Annotated in this window: 16 protein-coding genes; 7 read left to right on the top strand and 9 right to left on the bottom strand. The window is 68.2% G+C overall.

Annotated elements, in window-relative coordinates; genetic code table 11:
- Positions 1–98: 98 nt before the first annotated feature.
- On the top strand, positions 99–926 hold the full coding sequence (locus BRW65_RS26620; RefSeq protein WP_073879810.1) for an SDR family NAD(P)-dependent oxidoreductase: 828 nt from the start codon (positions 99–101) through the stop codon (positions 924–926).
- 71 nt (positions 927–997) lie between these two features.
- Positions 998–1,849, top strand: coding sequence for an SDR family NAD(P)-dependent oxidoreductase (locus BRW65_RS26615; RefSeq protein ID WP_073879808.1), 852 nt, complete (start codon positions 998–1,000; stop codon positions 1,847–1,849).
- A 113-nt stretch (positions 1,850–1,962) separates the two neighbouring features.
- Here BRW65_RS26615 and BRW65_RS26610 read toward each other — a convergent pair whose 3' ends face one another.
- Genes BRW65_RS26610 through BRW65_RS26600 form a run of 3 tightly spaced genes read right to left on the bottom strand, consistent with a single transcriptional unit; the run spans position 1,963 to position 5,078 of the window.
- Positions 1,963–2,832, bottom strand: a complete 870-nt coding sequence (locus BRW65_RS26610; protein WP_073879806.1) for a glycine betaine ABC transporter substrate-binding protein — start codon at positions 2,830–2,832, stop codon at positions 1,963–1,965.
- Complete coding sequence (locus tag BRW65_RS26605) at positions 2,829–4,028, bottom strand: NAD(P)-dependent malic enzyme (protein WP_073879804.1); 1,200 nt, start codon at positions 4,026–4,028, stop codon at positions 2,829–2,831. The genes BRW65_RS26610 and BRW65_RS26605 overlap by 4 nt, the downstream gene beginning before the upstream one ends.
- A 60-nt stretch (positions 4,029–4,088) precedes the next feature.
- A complete protein-coding gene (locus BRW65_RS26600; RefSeq protein WP_073879870.1) occupies positions 4,089–5,078 on the bottom strand; it encodes a malate dehydrogenase in 990 nt (329 codons plus the stop codon).
- 194 nt (positions 5,079–5,272) lie between these two features.
- On the opposite strand from BRW65_RS26600, the gene corA reads away from it, so the two are divergent.
- The gene (gene corA, locus BRW65_RS26595; RefSeq protein WP_073879872.1) at positions 5,273–6,376 is read left to right on the top strand and encodes a magnesium/cobalt transporter CorA; all 1,104 of its coding nucleotides are present in this window, start codon (positions 5,273–5,275) and stop codon (positions 6,374–6,376) included.
- Positions 6,377–6,431: 55 nt separating this feature from the next.
- On the opposite strand, the gene BRW65_RS26590 is transcribed toward corA, so the two are convergent.
- Genes BRW65_RS26590 through BRW65_RS26565 form a run of 6 tightly spaced genes read right to left on the bottom strand, consistent with a single transcriptional unit; the run spans position 6,432 to position 11,947 of the window.
- Positions 6,432–7,043, bottom strand: coding sequence for a suppressor of fused domain protein (locus BRW65_RS26590; protein ID WP_073879802.1), 612 nt, complete (start codon positions 7,041–7,043; stop codon positions 6,432–6,434).
- The gene (locus BRW65_RS26585; protein WP_073879800.1) at positions 7,040–8,218 is read right to left on the bottom strand and encodes an ABC transporter ATP-binding protein; all 1,179 of its coding nucleotides are present in this window, start codon (positions 8,216–8,218) and stop codon (positions 7,040–7,042) included. Before BRW65_RS26585 ends, BRW65_RS26590 begins: the two co-directional genes overlap by 4 nt.
- A gap of 4 nt (positions 8,219–8,222) precedes the next feature.
- Positions 8,223–9,062, bottom strand: coding sequence for a carbohydrate ABC transporter permease (locus BRW65_RS26580; protein WP_073879866.1), 840 nt, complete (start codon positions 9,060–9,062; stop codon positions 8,223–8,225).
- Positions 9,052–9,984 carry a carbohydrate ABC transporter permease gene (locus BRW65_RS26575; RefSeq protein WP_139273244.1) on the bottom strand — a complete coding sequence of 311 codons (933 nt, stop codon included), beginning with the start codon at positions 9,982–9,984 and terminating at the stop codon, positions 9,052–9,054. Before BRW65_RS26575 ends, BRW65_RS26580 begins: the two co-directional genes overlap by 11 nt.
- Positions 9,981–11,393 carry an extracellular solute-binding protein gene (locus tag BRW65_RS26570; protein ID WP_073879864.1) on the bottom strand — a complete coding sequence of 471 codons (1,413 nt, stop codon included), beginning with the start codon at positions 11,391–11,393 and terminating at the stop codon, positions 9,981–9,983. Before BRW65_RS26570 ends, BRW65_RS26575 begins: the two co-directional genes overlap by 4 nt.
- Before the next feature lie 26 nt (positions 11,394–11,419).
- A complete protein-coding gene (locus BRW65_RS26565) occupies positions 11,420–11,947 on the bottom strand; it encodes a general stress protein (protein WP_073879798.1) in 528 nt (175 codons plus the stop codon).
- Between the two features lie 161 nt (positions 11,948–12,108).
- Here BRW65_RS26565 and BRW65_RS26560 point away from each other — a divergent pair, with 161 nt between their 5' ends.
- From BRW65_RS26560 to BRW65_RS26545, 4 genes are all read left to right on the top strand, one after another.
- Complete coding sequence (locus BRW65_RS26560) at positions 12,109–12,726, top strand: DUF4190 domain-containing protein (protein ID WP_073879796.1); 618 nt, start codon at positions 12,109–12,111, stop codon at positions 12,724–12,726.
- 70 nt (positions 12,727–12,796) lie between these two features.
- Complete coding sequence (locus BRW65_RS26555) at positions 12,797–14,104, top strand: magnesium transporter MgtE N-terminal domain-containing protein (protein WP_073879794.1); 1,308 nt, start codon at positions 12,797–12,799, stop codon at positions 14,102–14,104.
- Positions 14,101–14,643: a DUF1003 domain-containing protein gene (locus tag BRW65_RS26550; protein WP_073879792.1), complete on the top strand. Its 543-nt coding sequence runs from the start codon at positions 14,101–14,103 to the stop codon at positions 14,641–14,643. The genes BRW65_RS26555 and BRW65_RS26550 overlap by 4 nt, the downstream gene beginning before the upstream one ends.
- 105 nt (positions 14,644–14,748) lie before the next feature.
- Positions 14,749–15,976, top strand: a 1,228-nt coding sequence (locus BRW65_RS26545; protein ID WP_073879862.1) for a lytic transglycosylase domain-containing protein, incomplete at its 3' end; no start/stop codon positions are given.

Raw genomic sequence — 15,976 nt, 5'->3', positions numbered from 1 at the left:
AGTCGAGGCTGAGCCCCGCGGGTGCCCACCCACGTGTACCGGGGACCGACGGTACCGGCTAGCCTCGACGCAATCGGGCCGTACTAGGAAGGGTGCTCATGCAGGGGTTCGCCGGCAAGGTCGCAGTGGTGACGGGCGCGGGATCCGGTATCGGGCAGGCGCTGGCCGTCGAGTTGGCCCGCTCCGGCGCCAAGGTCGCGATCAGTGACGTCGACCTCGAGGGCCTAGCCGAGACCGAGGCACGGTTGAAGGCAATCGGAGCCGAGGTCAAAGCCGACCGGCTCGACGTCACCGAGCGCGAGGCCTTCCTGGCGTACGCCGACGCGGTCCGCGAGCACTTCGGCAAGGTGAACCAGATCTACAACAACGCCGGCATCGCCTTCACCGGCGACGTCGAAGTCAGCCAGTTCAAGGACATCGAGCGCGTAATGGACGTCGACTTCTGGGGCGTCGTGAACGGCACCAAGGCGTTCCTGCCGCACCTTATCGCCTCCGGCGACGGCCACGTCATCAACGTCTCCAGCGTCTTCGGGCTCTTCGCGGTGCCCGGGCAGGCCGCCTACAACTCGGCCAAGTTCGCCGTTCGGGGGTTCACCGAGGCGCTGCGCCAGGAAATGGCGGCAACGGGTCGCCCGGTGGCGGTTACCACGGTGCACCCAGGCGGCATCAAGACGGCGATCGCCCGCAACGCCACCGCCGCCGAGGGCCTCGACCAGGCCCAGCTGGCCAAGGTGTTCGACAAACGGCTCGCCAAGACCAGCCCGGAACGGGCCGCCCAGATCATCCTCGAGGCCGTCCGCAAGAAGAGGGCCAGGGTGCTGGTCGGCACGGACGCCAAGGTGCTGGATGCCTTGGTTCGCGTGCTGGGCTCCGGATACCAGCAGCTGTTCGGCCCCGTCATGGGCCGGTTCATGCCCAAGCAGTGATGGGTTCCATAGCGGTGGATCACCGCACCGGATAGCCTCGACGCGGTTACGCCGCCACAAGGGAGCACCGCATGCATGAGTTCGCCGGCAAGGTCGCGGTCGTCACGGGCGCGGGTTCGGGTATCGGCCAGGCGCTGGCCGTGGAACTGGGCCGCGCGGGTGCCAAACTCGCGATCAGCGACGTGAACACCGAAGGGCTGGCGCAGACCGAGGACCAACTGAAGGGCATAGGCGCACCCGTGAAGGCCGATCGCCTCGACGTGACCGAGCGCGAGGCCTTCCTCACCTACGCCGACGCGGTACGCGAGCACTTCGGCCAGGTCAACCAGCTGTACAACAACGCGGGCATCACGTTCGTCGGGTCCATCGAGGACAGCCGGTTCAAGGACATCGAGCGGGTGATGGACATCGACTACTGGGGCGTCGTGAATGGCACCAAGGCGTTCCTCCCGCACCTGATCGCCTCCGGCGACGGCCACCTGATCAACATCTCCAGCGCGCTCGGCCTGTTCGCGGCGCCGGGGCAGGCGGCGTACGTGTCGGCGAAATTCGCGGTCCGCGGCTTCACGGAGGCGCTGCGACAGGAGATGGTGCAGGCGGGTCACCCGGTGCGGGTGACGACCGTGCACCCGGGCGGCGTGAAGACGGGGTTCGCCCGCAACGCGATCTTCGCCGAGGGCCTCGACCAGGACGGCCTGGCGGAACTGTTCGAGGAGCAACAAGCCAAGACCACGCCGCAGCGGGCGGCGCAGGTCATCTTGGCGGGCGTGCGCAAGGGCAGGGCCCGAGTGTTGGTCGGACCGGACGTCAAGGCCATGGACCTGGTGGTGCGGCTGACCGGTTCGCAACCCGAGCGGCTTTTGGGTGGGCCCGTCATGGGTCGCGTGCAGCGTGTCGTGACCCGGTTGCTGCCCAAGCGCTGACCCCGGTCGATGAGCGCGGAACGCGCGAAGAGAGCCGGGGTCCATTCAGCCTGACCCCGGTCGATGAGCGCGGAACGCGCGAAGAGAGCCGGGGTCCATTCAGCGCCGACCCGTCACCGCCCCAGCGGGTGCTCCGCCAACCACCCGCCGGCCACCGCCTGCGGGTCGGCTCCCCCGGCCACCTGGCGGCGCATGTCGACGAGGGCCGCGGTGTCGAGCACGCCGGCCACTTCGTTGATCGCCAACAGCTGCCGATCGCTCAGCGCGTTGCGGCGATACAGCGGCACCACGTTCTCGGCCCGGATCAGCGCGGGCTTGCCGTCGACGAGCGTGACCAGGTCGGCGGGCAGGCCGGGGTCGGCGGTCGTCGTCCACCCCGCGGTCAGTTGACCGGCCTTCACCGCGGCGAACATCGTTGTCTCGTCGGGGAATTCGCGCGGACTCGGCAGCCGGCAGGAACCCACGGCCGACGGGGCTTGGCGTCCGGTGACGATTCCGACGACCAGGCCGGCGCAGTGCTTCGGCAGGGTGCTCAGGTCGGCGCTGACGTCGCTGCCGCCCCATGCCTTCGCGGTGGCCCCGGCCACCAGCAGCACGGGCTTGTCCTCCGCGGCCGTCGTGTAGTCGCCCGCCGCGACGCCCTCGGGTAGCGCGGCCACCATCGCGCGGTAGACGTCGGTGTCGGACATCGCCACCGCGCCGGGCTGCAGGCTCTCCAGCTTGCGTCCGGTCAGGGCCGGGACGACGGTGAAGACGCCCGCGTCCAGGCGCGCCATCGGATCGTCCGCGGTTTCGGCGCGCGCCGCGAAGCCATAGGACCGCAGCGCGGCCACATAGACGCCGGCCAGCAGCGTCGACTCAGCATCCGCCGCCGAGCCGACCACGAGTTCCGGGCGGGCTCGGTGCTCACCGGCGTCCGTGCCGCAGGAGGCCGCGGCGAGCAGGGCGGCGACCAGCGGCGCCGCCAGCCAGCCCGTTTTCACCCCGCGATGTCTGCGGGATCTGCGGCCAGCGCCACCGCCGTGGCGACCGCATTCCCGACACGCAGGTCCAGCGGGCTCGGGACAATCCGGTCGAAAGCCAGGTCATCGCTGACGACCGAGAAGATCGCCTCGGCCGCGGCCACCATCATCTTTTCGGTGATCCGGCGCGCGCCGGCATCCAGTGCCCCCCGAAACACTCCGGGGAAGGCCAGCACGTTGTTGATCTGGTTGGGGAAGTCGCTGCGCCCGGTGGCCACCACGGCGGCGTACCGGGCCGCGATCTGCGGGTGGATCTCCGGGTCGGGGTTCGACAGGGCGAAGACGATCGCGTTCGGCGCCATGGTGGCGATCATTTCCTCCGGCACCACGCCTCCGGACACGCCGAGGAACACGTCCGCACCCCGCAGCGCTTCGGCGATGCTGCCGGTGAGTCCGGCAGGGTTGGTGCGCTGCGCCAGCAGTCTCTTCACGCTGTTCATGTCGTCGCGCCCGGCGTGCAGAATCCCGCGCGAGTCGAGCACGGTGATGTCCGAAACACCCATCGCCAAAAGCAGATTCGTGCAGGCGACGCCCGCGGCCCCGGCGCCGGAGACCACCACCCGCAGCGACGTCATGTCGCGGCCGAGCAGCTTGCTGGCGCCCATGAGCGCGGCCAGGGCGACGATCGCCGTGCCGTGCTGGTCGTCGTGCATCACCGGGCAGTCCAGCGCCTCGATCACCCGCCGCTCGATCTCGAAGCAGCGCGGCGCGGAGATGTCCTCCAAGTTGACGGCGCCGAACGTGGGGCGCAGTCGCACCAGGGTTTCCACGATCTCGTCCGGATCCTTGGTGTCCAGGACGATCGGGATCGCGTTCAGCCCGCCGTAGGCCTGGAACAGGGCGCACTTGCCCTCCATCACCGGCAGCGACGCCGCGGGTCCGATGTCACCGAGGCCGAGCACCGCGCTGCCGTCGCTGACGACGGCGACCAGCCGGTTCGCCCACGTGTAGCGGGCGGCCTGGGTGGGATCGGCGGCGATCGCGCGACTGACCTGAGCCACACCTGGGGTGTAGGCGATGGACAACGCGCGCTGGGTGTCCAACGGGGCCTTCGGGCCCACGAAAAGCTTGCCGCCTACGTGTGCCTCGAAGATCTCGGCGTCGGTGATCGCACCGGGCTCGGCGAGCGTCTGTATCGATTCAATCAACTCGGACACGCGCCCCAGGGTACTGACTACCGATTAGTAGGCCTAATCCTTTCGAGAAGGATTTCGGCGTCAGATCAGACCGAGCTCGGTCACCGCGTTGCGCTCGTCGACCAGCTCGGCGGTCGACTTGTCGATGCGGCCGCGGGAGAAGTCGTCGATCTCCAGTCCCTGCACGATCGACCAGTCGCCGTCCTTGGTGGTCACCGGGAACGACGACACGATGCCCTCCGGCACCCCGTAGGAGCCGTCGGAGAAGACCGCCATCGACACCCAGTCACCGTCGGGGCTGCCCAGCAGCCAGGAACGGGCGGCATCGATGGTCGCCGACGCGGCCGAGGCGGCCGAGGAGGCGCCGCGCGCGTCGATGATCGCGGCACCGCGCTTGGCGACCGTCGGGATGAAGTCGTTCTCGATCCAGTTCTGGTCGTTGACCACCTCGGCGGCGTTCTTGCCGCCGACCTCGGCGTGGAAGATGTCGGGGTACTGGGTGGCGGAGTGGTTGCCCCAGATCGTCATCTTCTTGATGTCGGTGACCTTCGCGCCGGTCTTCTTGGCCAGCTGCGAGATGGCCCGGTTGTGGTCCAGGCGGGTCAGTGCGGAGAACCGCTCCTTGGGGATGTCGGGGGCGTTGCTCAGCGCGATCAGCGCGTTCGTGTTGGCCGGGTTGCCGGTCACGCCGATGCGTACGTCGTCGGCGGCGACGGAGTTGAGGGCCTTGCCCTGCGCGGTGAAGATCGCGCCGTTGGCCTCCAGCAGATCGCTGCGCTCCATGCCCGGGCCGCGGGGCCGCGCGCCGACCAAGAGCGCCAGATTCACACCGTCGAAGATCTTGTTCGCGTCCGCGCCGATCTCCACCCCGGCGAGCAGCGGGAACGCGCAGTCGTCGAGCTCCATCACGACACCCTCGAGCGCCTTGAGCGCGGGCTCGATCTCGAGCAGCCGCAGCTCGATCGGGCGGTCGGGGCCCAGCAGCGAGCCGCTCGCCAGGCGGAACAACAGGCTGTAGCCGATCTGGCCGGCGGCACCGGTGACGGCGACCTTGAGTGGACTTGCGCTCACGTCGAAATGCTCCTTGTGGAGGTAGTCGTGCAGTTCGGGTCTCGGCCACGAAACTAGCGCACCGTTGCGGGCCGCCAACCTCCGGTCCAATACCCGACCGTTTTCCCGGCAAACGGATCGTCGCCCTTCGGTAAGACGGGACGCGTAGCATGGAGCACCGCCTGGTCAGACCTGCGCTGCGATCGGAGGTGGATGTGTTCCAGGGTTTTGACGCACTGCCCGAGGCGCTTCGGCCGCTCGCGCACGAACCGCGCCCCCCGCAACCCGAGCCGCGACCGCACTCCCCGAACGAGACGTTGGTCGACTGCGCCGTGTACGCCGAAGGCCACCGGCTGCCGGGAAAATTCAGCTATGACGCCGCCCGCGACAAGGTGCGCGAGATCGAACTGCTCGGACACGACGCTTTCGTCTGGGTCGGCCTGCGCGAACCCGACCTCGCCGAGATGCAGGAAGTCGCGGACCTTTTCGGCATGCACCCGCTGGCCGTCGAGGACGCCGTCTGCGCCCACCAGCGACCCAAGCTGGAGCGCTATGACGACACGGTGTTCTTGGTCCTCAAGACGGTCACCTACGTCCCACACGAATCGGTGGTGGCGGCCCGTCAGATCGTGGAGACCGGCGAGATCATGGTCTTCGTCGGCAAGGACTTCGTGATCACGGTGCGCCACGGCGAGCACGGCGGCCTTTCCGAGGTGCGCAAGCGGATGGACGCCGACCCCGAGCAGTTGCGGCTGGGCCCGTTCGCGGTGATGCACGCCATCGCCGACGACGTGGTGGACCACTACCTCGAGGTGAGCAGCCTGATCGAATCCGACATCGACAGCATCGAGGAAGTGGCGTTCGCGCCGGGCAGCAAGATCGACGTCGAACCGATCTACCTGCTCAAGCGTGAGGTCGTCGAACTGCGCAGGTGCGTCGGCCCGCTGTCCGTGGCATTCCACCGCATTCAGGTCGAGAACAAGGACCTCATCTCCAAAGAGGTGCGCCGCTACCTGCGCGACGTCTCCGACCATCAATCCCAGGCCGCCGACCAGATCTCCAGCTATGACGACATGCTGAACTCGCTGATACAGGCCGCGCTGGCCAGGGTCGGGATGCAGCAGAATAACGACATGCGCAAGATGGCGGCCTGGGCCGGCATCCTGGCGGTGCCCACGATGGTCGCCGCGATCTACGGGATGAACTTCCACTTCATGCCCGAGCTGAACTGGACATGGGGTTATCCGGGAATCATGGCCGCGATGACGCTGGCCTGTCTGGCCTTGTACTTCCAGTTCCGGCGCAACAACTGGCTCTAGCCGCGCTTTTCATTGTGCGCCTGGCGATTTGAGGGCGTCCACGCTGAACGCCAGGTCAACGCGGTTGCGCGGCAGGCCGATCGGGATTAAGCACGTCCACCCCGTCGTTCTGCCAGGCCTCCCGCATTGCCTCGGCTCCCTTGAGCCGCACCCACGCCGCCTCGGTCGCCGTGATGGGGGTCGCCGAGAAGAATTGCACCGGGTCGCGCGGCGGTTCCAGCGGCAGATCGTCGATGTCGCTGGGACCCAACAACACCGCGGTGAACGGCACCCGCCCGGCGGCCCGCGCCCATAGCGGCGTGCCGAGGTCGACCAACGCGTCGGCGGTCAGCACCAGACCCTCGACGGCCGGCGTCGCGGCCAGGACCGCCAGGCTGCGCGCGATGCCGGTGACGGGTCCCGGATCACGCAGGCGCAGGACGACTTCGGCGCGCGGGCCCCGCGTCTGGTCGTCGACGAGCTGCGTGGGGTCGGTCATCGGGTAGCGGGAACAGCCCAGCGTCACGTAGTGGACCAACCCGTCGCCGCCGCGGAAACGCAACACCTCGATGGGCTCGGCGCCCAGGAAGGTCACGCTCGCCGAATCGGGCTCGGTGTCGGCATTGGGCTCGGTGTCGGCGAAGTGGCGACGCAGGTGCGTTCGCACCTGGTCCAGGATCGGGGTCACCGCTCCCCAGCCGGCGCAACGGTGAAGTTGGCTCCGGAGCCCGCGTCGAAGACGGCCAACTTCGTGGTATCGAACGCCAACTCGATCGACTGGCCCATCGCCGCCTTGGATTCCGCGGGAACTCTTGCGACGAACTGGTTTTCGTGTGCATCGCCTTCGGCGGCAAGCTCGTCCAACTGCGCGGAATGCGCGGCCCACCCCGCGGTGGAGAAGTACACGAACTTGTCGGCGCCCAACGACTCGACCAGGTCGACCTTCACCTCGAAGGTGAGCGCCCTGATGCGCTGATACCCGTCGATCAACGCGGCATCGTGCAGATGCTCGGGCCGCACCCCGACGATGACGTTCTCCGGCGCCGCGTGCTGGGAGATCACCTGTTGGACTCCGGGTGCCAGCATCACTTCCCCGAACGGCAGCTTCAGCCCGATGGTGGTCAACGTGGCCGGGAAGAAGTTCATCGCGGGCGAGCCGATGAAGCCCGCGACGAACAGGTTGGCGGGGTGTTCGTAAAGTTCGTCCGGGGTCCCGATCTGTTGCGCCACGCCGCCGTGCATCACCACCACCCGGTCTCCCAGGGTCATCGCCTCGGTCTGGTCATGGGTGACGTAGACGGTGGTGGTGCCGAGTCGCTTCTGTAGGCGTGCGATCTCGCCTCGCATCTGGACGCGCAGCTTGGCATCCAGGTTGGACAGCGGCTCGTCCATCAAGAAGGCCTTGGGGTGCCGCACGATCGCCCGGCCCATTGCTACCCGCTGTCGCTGCCCGCCCGACAGTTGCGAGGGTTTACGGTCCAGCAGTTCGGTCAGGTCAAGGGTTTTGGCGGTCTCCTCCACCTTCTGGGCGATCTCCGCTTTCTTCATCTTGGCCAGCGTCAGGGGAAACGCGATGTTCTGCCGCACGGTCATGTGCGGGTAGAGCGCGTAAGACTGGAAGACCATCGCGATGTCGCGGTCCTTGGGCGCCTTCTCGTTCACACGCTCGCCGCCGATGCGCAGCTCCCCGGAGGAGATGTCCTCAAGGCCGGCAATCATGTTCAGCGTCGTCGTTTTGCCGCAGCCCGAAGGTCCCACCAGGATGAGGAATTCGCCGTCGGCGATGGTGATGCTGAGGTCATTCACCGCCATGGCGCCGTCCGGGTAGCTCTTACTGACATGGTCCAGCACAATCTCGGCCATCGGGCTATCCCTTCACCGCGCCAGACGTCAACCCGGCGATGATTCGACGTTGGAAGATTAGAACAAACAGGATGATCGGGACCGTGATCACCACTGCGCCGGCCGCGATCGACCCGGTCGGCTCCTCGAATTGCGAACTGCCACCGAAGTTCGCGATCGCGACCGGCGCCGTGATCGCCGCCTTTGTGGCGGTCAGCGACAGCGCCAGCAGGAGGTCGTTCCAGGCGAAGATGAACACCAGGATGGCCGCCGTCACCACCCCGGGAGCGGCCAGTGGGACGATCACCTTGCGGAACGCCTGGGCAGGTGTGGCGCCGTCCATTTTGGCGGCCTTTTCCAGGTCCCACGGAATCTCCCGGAAGAATGCCGACAACGTGTAGATGGCAAGCGGCAGAGCGAAGGTGATGTAAGGCAGGATCAGGCCGGGCCAGGTGTCGAACAGTCCGACGAAGCGTTCGATGTTGAACAGCGGGGTGACTAGCGAGATGGCGGGGAACATGGTGACCAACAGGGTCGCGCCGATCAAAACGCGCTTGCCCGGAAAGCTGAGCCGGGCGATCGCGTAGGCCGCCATCGCGCCGAGCACCACCGCGATCGCGGTGGTGATCAATCCGATCCCGATCGAGTTCACCAGCGCCGCACCGAACAGGTCCCCCCGGAAGATGCCACGGTAGTTCTCGAAGGACACCGACGACGGAATCAGCTTGCCGTCCTTGACCGTTGACGTGGGCTTGAGCGAGAGGCTGAGGATCCACAACACCGGTACAAGTGCGTAGACCACCACCACGGCGTCGAGAACGGCCCAAACCGCGGCCCGCGGGGCCCATCCTTGTTCAGCGGCCATCGAGGTCACCACCGGGCGCGGCCGCGCCGAACACTTTGATGTAAACCAACGCGATGATGCCCACGCAGAGGAAGATCAGCACGCTGATCGCCGAGCCCAGTCCGACGTTGAAACCCTTGAACAGGTTGTCATAGCCCAGGATTGACACCGAATCGGTGTTGTTGGCGCCGTCGGTGAGCACGTAGATGTTGTCGAAGATGCGGAAGGCGTCCAGCGTGCGGAACAGCAACGCGACGACGACCGCCGGCTTGATGATGGGCAGGGTGACGCGGATCAGCCGCCGCCACGGCCCGGCACCGTCGACTTGGGCCGCCTTGAGCAGGTCCTCGGGCACCATCGCCAGCCCGGCCAACAACAGCAGCGACATGAACGGCGTCGTCTTCCAAACCTCGGCGAGGACGACGATGCCCAGCGACGGTATCTGCTGGGTCAAGGGAGCGCTGCCGTGTGGCAACAGGTTGGCCAGGTAGCCGGTGCCCGGTGTCCAAGCGTAGTACCAGCTATACGACGCGACCACGGTGACGATGCCGTACGGGACGAGGACCGCGGTACGCACCAGCCCCCTGCCGACCAGGGTGCGGTGCATCACCAACGCCAGCGCGAGACCCAACACGAACTCGAGTGACACGGAAACCGCTGCGATGGACAGGGTTACCGCCAACGCGGTCCACCAATACCGGTCGGTCAGGATGGTCTGGTAGTTGCTCAACCCGACGAAGGCGGTGTCGTTGGGGGTGGCGAGGTTGTTACGCTGCAGGCTCAGCCACACCGCGTAGCCGATTGGGTAGGCCGTCACCGCGAGCATCAACAGCGCCGCGGGCGCCACGAGGACGAAGGCAAGTCGCCGTTCCGACAACCGGTTTCGGGTCCGGGTCCGCGCCGCGACGGCGGCCCGCTGGGGCTCCACGGCCGTGGCGGTCACGGCAACAGCCCCTTGCCGTCGATGGCCTTCTGCGCCTGTGCGGTGAGCTCGTCGGCCGTCCGCTCCGGGTCGATTCGGGTGATGGGGCTCAGCGTGGCGGACAGTCGGAGCGACAACGCCTGATATACCGGCGTCGCCGGCCGCACTGCGGCGTCGGTGAGCTGCCGGCGAATGACCGTGTACATCGGATACTTGGCCTGGAACTGCGGGTCGGAGTACAACGACGTCCGCACCGCGGGCAGGCCGCCTTCCATCGAGACGTACTTCTGGCTCTGCAGGCTGCGCAGACAGCGCAGCGCCTCGAATGCCTCCGCGCGGTGGCGGGTGGTGCTGGCCACCGCGAGGTTCAGCCCGCCGATCGTCACCTTGGCCGGCCGGGGCGGCGCCACGCTGGGATACGGCGCGAAACCGAAGACCTTCTGGCTGGCGGTATAGGCGATGCGGAACTGCTCGTCGCTGGGCATGAACGTGCCGACGTCGTTGATGCTGCCGGCCAGCGCCGGATCGGTGTTCAGCGGCAGGAACGGGACGCCACCCTTGACCGCGTTCTCCAGCATGGAGGCCAGCACGTACGGCCAGTTGACCTCCAGTGCGGCCTTGCCCTGTTCGACCGCCAGCCGCGCCGTGCCCTCGTCGGTCCGGGTGATCGAGGGGTCGGCACCCGGGGCCGTGGCCACCGCCTTGAGGATGCGCAGCGCGTTGACCGTCGCGGCCCGGTGTGCGGGGGTGTCGGTCAACGTGACCTGGCGGCCGTCCTCGGAGAGCACCTGACCGCCGCCGCTGACCAGCAGCGTGTTGAACCACACCACCAGGCCCTCACCCTCGTTGGCCTGCACGGCGATCCAAGAGGGCTGGCCATCGGCGTGCAGCCGGGCGGCCTCGGCGACCATCGCGTCCCAGTCCCCCGGTGGTTGCTCCACCAAATCGGGCCGGTACCAGAGCAATTCGGTATTGGTGGTGACAGGTGCGGCATACAGCCGGTGCTTCCAACGCGCCGTCGCCAACGGACCGGGCAGGGTGTCAACGCTGGCGTCGGCGTCGGCCCTCCCCTCGGGGTCATCGGAGAGCGGCAGGGCCCAACCCGCCTCGGCGAACTCCGCGGTCCACACCACGTCCAGCGCCATCACGTCCAGGCCGCGGTCGTGCGCGCTCAGCCGCCGCGCCAGCTGCACCCGCTGTTCGCCGGGCCCCCTGGGCAGGCTCACGTGCTGGATGGCGAACCGGCCCGCCAGTTGCTTAGTGCATTCTTGGGCGACGGCGGTGAAGGCGGCCGAGTCGGTGGTCGGCGTGAAGAACGTGATCACCACCCCGTTGCCGGCGTTCCCGCACGCCGGCACCGCCAAGGTGATCGTCAACGTCGCCAACGCGATGGCGCCCGCCCGTCGCAGGCGCCCACGACGATTCAGCACTGAATTCACACCTTTCGCGCGCGGCCTCAAATCGCCAAGCGCGCCAACAGGTCCCGCGCCTTCTCCGCGTTCTGCGGATCGCAGAGCACGTCGTAGCGGCCGGCCACCAATTGCATCGTCGAACTGAAATCCCTTGTGCCGCGGGCCATCGCATACGGCACGGCGGAGGTGATCAACCCGAAGAAGACCCCGGCGACCAGCCCCGTGGCAAGCGCCGCCCACGGATTCGGGCTGAAGAAGCCGAGCACCAACCCGATGAACAACCCCAGCCAGGCGCCGCTCAGCACACCGCCGCCGAGCACCTTGGGCCACGAAAGCCTGCCCGTCACGCGTTCGACCTGCATCAGGTCGACGCCGACGATGATCACCTGCTGGACCGGGAACTCCTGGTCGGAGAGATAGTCAACCGCGCGCTGCGCCTCGGCGTAGGTCGGGTACGACCCGACCGGCCAACCCTTGGGCGGCGTCGGCAGCCCGGGAACGCCGCGGCGGCCCGCCGCCGCGCCCGGGGGGGTCGCGCCGGGAACTTGACCGGGCTGGAAAGGACTAGTCATCGGTGCTCATTCTCCTCCGCCCCGGCCAAGGTCACATCTCGGGCCTTCTTAGCCTATCCAGCGACCGCTCGCCAACCTGCGAAAACAGGGCACCCCCGGTCCGTCCGCCGGCGGCGATTCGGGGCCGTTCCGCCGATTTCGTATCGGCTAGGTTGAACAACATGACAGCGCCCGGTGATGGCTTCGGCGAACGCGCCCACGACGACCAGGCCAAACCATTCCCCACCGGCGGCGACGCCCCGGACGCGCCAGAGACCCCGTGGGAACCGCCGGCACCCGGAGCGGCGCCTGAATATCCGCCGCCGGCATATCCACCGCCGGGCTATCCCTCCGAATACCACCCCGGTTATGCGGCCCAATACCCGCCGCCACCCGGATATGGGCCGCCGCCCGGATATGACCAGCCGTCGGGCTATGGCGCGCCGCCATACCAGCCCGGGCCGGCCCAATACGGCATTCCGCCCGGCGGCTACGGGCCGCCGCCCTACCCGGGCGGCTATTACCCGGCACCGGACTACCTCGGCGGCTACGGATCACCGAGCGGAGTGAAACCGGGGACGAACAAGCTCGCTATCGCGTCGCTCATTTCGTCGTTCACCGGCGTGTTCTGCTGCTGCATCGGCTCGATCGTGGCGATCGTGCTTGGCGCAGTCGCGATCAACCAAATCAAGCGCACCCAGCAAGACGGCTACGGCCTCGCGGTTGCCGGCATCGTCATCGGCATCGCGACCTTGGTGGTGAGCCTGATCGTCATGATGTTCGCGCTGCACTCGCGTTAGCAGCATCACGGTGACCGACTCGCCACCGCCGTCATCAGCCGAGTCGACGTCGGCTGCCTAGGCTTTCCCCATGGCATCGGTCAATAGGGTATACATCGCCCGGCTCTCGCGGATGTTGGTGCTAGGTCCACTCGGCGAATCCTTCGGCCGGATCCGCGATGTCGTGATCGGCATCAGCATCGTGCGTCAACAACCGCGCGTCCTTGGACTCGTCGTCGATCTGGCGACGCGGCGCAGCATCTTCATCCCGATGCTCCGGGTCGCCGCGATCGAGCCGGAGGCCGTCACGCTCAATACCGGCAGCGTCTCCCTACGCCACTTCGAACAGCGCCCGGGCGAGGCGCTGGCGATCGGCCAGGTGCTCGACACCCAGGTCAAGGTCAACGATCCGGCGCTGCCGGAGTTGGCCGGCCTGGACGTCATCATCACGGACCTGGGCATCGAACAAACCCGCACCCGCGACTGGATGGTGAGCCGGGTCGCCGTACGCAGCCAGCGGCGGCTGGGCCGCCGTGGCCCCGTGCATGTCGTGGATTGGTACCACGTGCAGGGCCTGAGCCCGTCGGCCCTGGCGCTGCCGGGACAGGGGGTGGCGCAGCTGCTGAGCCAGTTCGAGGGCTGGAAGGCGGTGGATGTCGCGGACGCCATCCGGGGCCTGCCGCCCAAGCGCCGCTACGAGGTGCTCAAGGCGCTCGACGACGACCGGTTGGCGGACGTCCTGCAGGAGCTGCCCGAGCTGGACCAAGCCGACGTGCTGTCCGAGCTGGGCACCGAACGCTCCGCCGACGTCCTCGAGGAGATGGACCCCGACGATGCCGCCGACTTGCTGGGTGTGCTGAATCCGACGGACGCCGAGATGCTGCTGACGCGGATGGACCCCGACGATTCGGCGCCGGTGCGTCGGCTGCTGGCGCATTCGCCGGACACCGCGGGCGGCCTGATGACCTCGGATCCGGTGGTGTTGACGCCCGACACGTCGGTCGCCGAGGCGCTGGCCCGGGTCCGCGACCCCGACCTCACCCCCGCCCTCTCGTCCATGGTGTTCGTGGTGCGCCCGCCCACGGCCACGCCCACCGGCCGCTACTTGGGCTGCGTGCAGCTACAGCGGCTGCTTCGCGAACCGCCGGCCGAACTGGTCGGCGGGATCGTCGACAGCGACCTGCTCACCCTGACCCCGGAGACTCCACTGGGGGCCGTGACGCGCTACCTGGCGGCGTACAACCTGGTGTGCGGTCCGGTTCTCGACGATCAAAACCATCTGTTGGGCGCGGTGACGGTGGACGATCTGCTCGATCACTTGCTGCCGCACGACTGGCGGGTGGATGTGCAGGCGCTCGACGCCGCCGGCCGGCTGGAAGAACTGGGAGGATCCGCGTGAGCAAGTCCTCGGCCCCGCGCCGGCTCTACACCCCGCGGACGTCGCGCAGGTACTCGCTGCGCCTGGACCCCGAGGCCGTCGGCCAGATCACCGAATCCATCGCCCGCTTCTTCGGCACCGGCCGCTACCTGCTGGTGCAGACGATCATCGTGTTCGTGTGGATCGCGGTGAACCTGTTCGCCGTGGGGCTGCGCTGGGACCCCTACCCCTTCATCCTGCTCAACCTGGCCTTCTCCACGCAGGCCGCCTACGCGGCGCCGCTGATTCTGCTCGCCCAGAATCGTCAGGAAAACCGGGACCGCGTCGCCCTCGAACAAGACCGCCATCGCGCCGCGCAGACCAAGGCCGACACCGAGTTCCTGGCCCGCGAGCTGGCGGCGGTCCGGCTTGCGGTCGGCGAGGTCGTGACCCGCGAGTATCTGCGCCACGAACTCGACGATCTGCGCTCGCTGCTGGCCGGTTTGGACGCCGAATCTGAGGACTCCGGGGCGGTGCCGGACGGTGACGGCGCCGACCGCGCGACTAAGAAATCGGGTTGAGAACCAGTTCAGACCATTGCGCCACTCTGGTCACAAGAGTTATGTATGGTGATCTAGTTCACGGCTGAGAAGCAGTTGACCAGCTCACATACCTAGGACGGTCGAGTGCGCATTGGGGGACGCCGGGGTCCACGCCCGGCCGCCGCGGCGGAGCGGCAGCGAGCTCTTCAGGTGACGCGCACGCGCGCCTTCGGCGTAGCCGCCATCACCCCCCTGGTCTTCGCGGGAGCAGTGAGCGGAGGCGCGCCCTCGCTCCCCGAGAAACTCCCCCCGGTGCACCGGAATGTCGCCCCGATGGCAGCGGTCTCGCCCGCCGTCCCCGATCTCTCGGGACCGGCCGTCGTCTCCATCGACCGTTCGCCGAACGCGTTCCACGTCGCCGAGCCGGCCTTGTCGGCACCGCCGAAGCCGATGATCGTCAATGCGCCCGGCGCGCTCGGCATTCCGAGCATCGCGCTGGCGGCGTATCGCAACGCCGAACAGAAGATGGCGGCGGCCGCCCCAGGCTGCGGCGTCAGCTGGAACCTGCTGGCCGGGATCGGGCGCATCGAGTCGGGTCACGCGGGCGGCGGGGCGGTTGACGCCCGCGGCACGGCGGTGGTCCCCATCTATGGACCCGCGCTGGACGGCACGCTGCCGGGCAACGAGATCATCCTTCAGAGCAGTGTCGGCAATCGCCCCACCTACGCCCGTGCGATGGGGCCAATGCAGTTCCTGCCCGGCACCTGGGCGCGCTACGCCTCCGACGGCAAAGGCGACGGCGTTGCCGATCCGCAGAATCTGTTCGACTCCACCCTGGCCGCGGCACGGTATCTGTGCAGCGGCGGCCTCAACCTCCGCGACCCGTCGCAGGTGATGGCCGCGATCCTGCGCTACAACAACTCGATGGCGTACGCGCAGAACGTGCTGGGCTGGGCCTCGGCGTACGCCACCGGCGTGGTTCCCGTCGACCTGCCTCCGATGACGGGCCCGCCGCCTCCGCTCGCCGATGCGCACCTCGAGCATGCCGAGGGGCTCGGTCCGAACCTGCCGATGAACATCAACGGTCTGCCGTCGGACGACCCCCTGGCGCGTATGCCGCTGATCGACCTCACCGCGCCGCAGAGCCCCGGTCAGCAGCCGATGTTCCCGTGGATGACGCCCATGCCGCAGCAGGCCCCGACGCGAATGCCCGGCTGCACGGTGATCTGCGTCGGGCCCCAGAGCCCGCCGCCCAACGCCGTCCCGCCATGGGGGCAGCCGCTGGCCCCGCCGCCCGCGCCGCCGATGGCCCCGCCGCCCGCGCCGCCGATGGGCGCGCCGCCTGCCGCACCACCGGCGCCCCCGGCCCCGG

It is taken from the genome of Mycobacterium paraffinicum (assembly GCF_001907675.1).
Classification (GTDB): domain Bacteria; phylum Actinomycetota; class Actinomycetes; order Mycobacteriales; family Mycobacteriaceae; genus Mycobacterium; species Mycobacterium paraffinicum_A.
The sequence above is the reverse complement of the archived record's forward strand: the minus strand, read 5'-3'. Positions and strand labels throughout refer to the sequence as shown.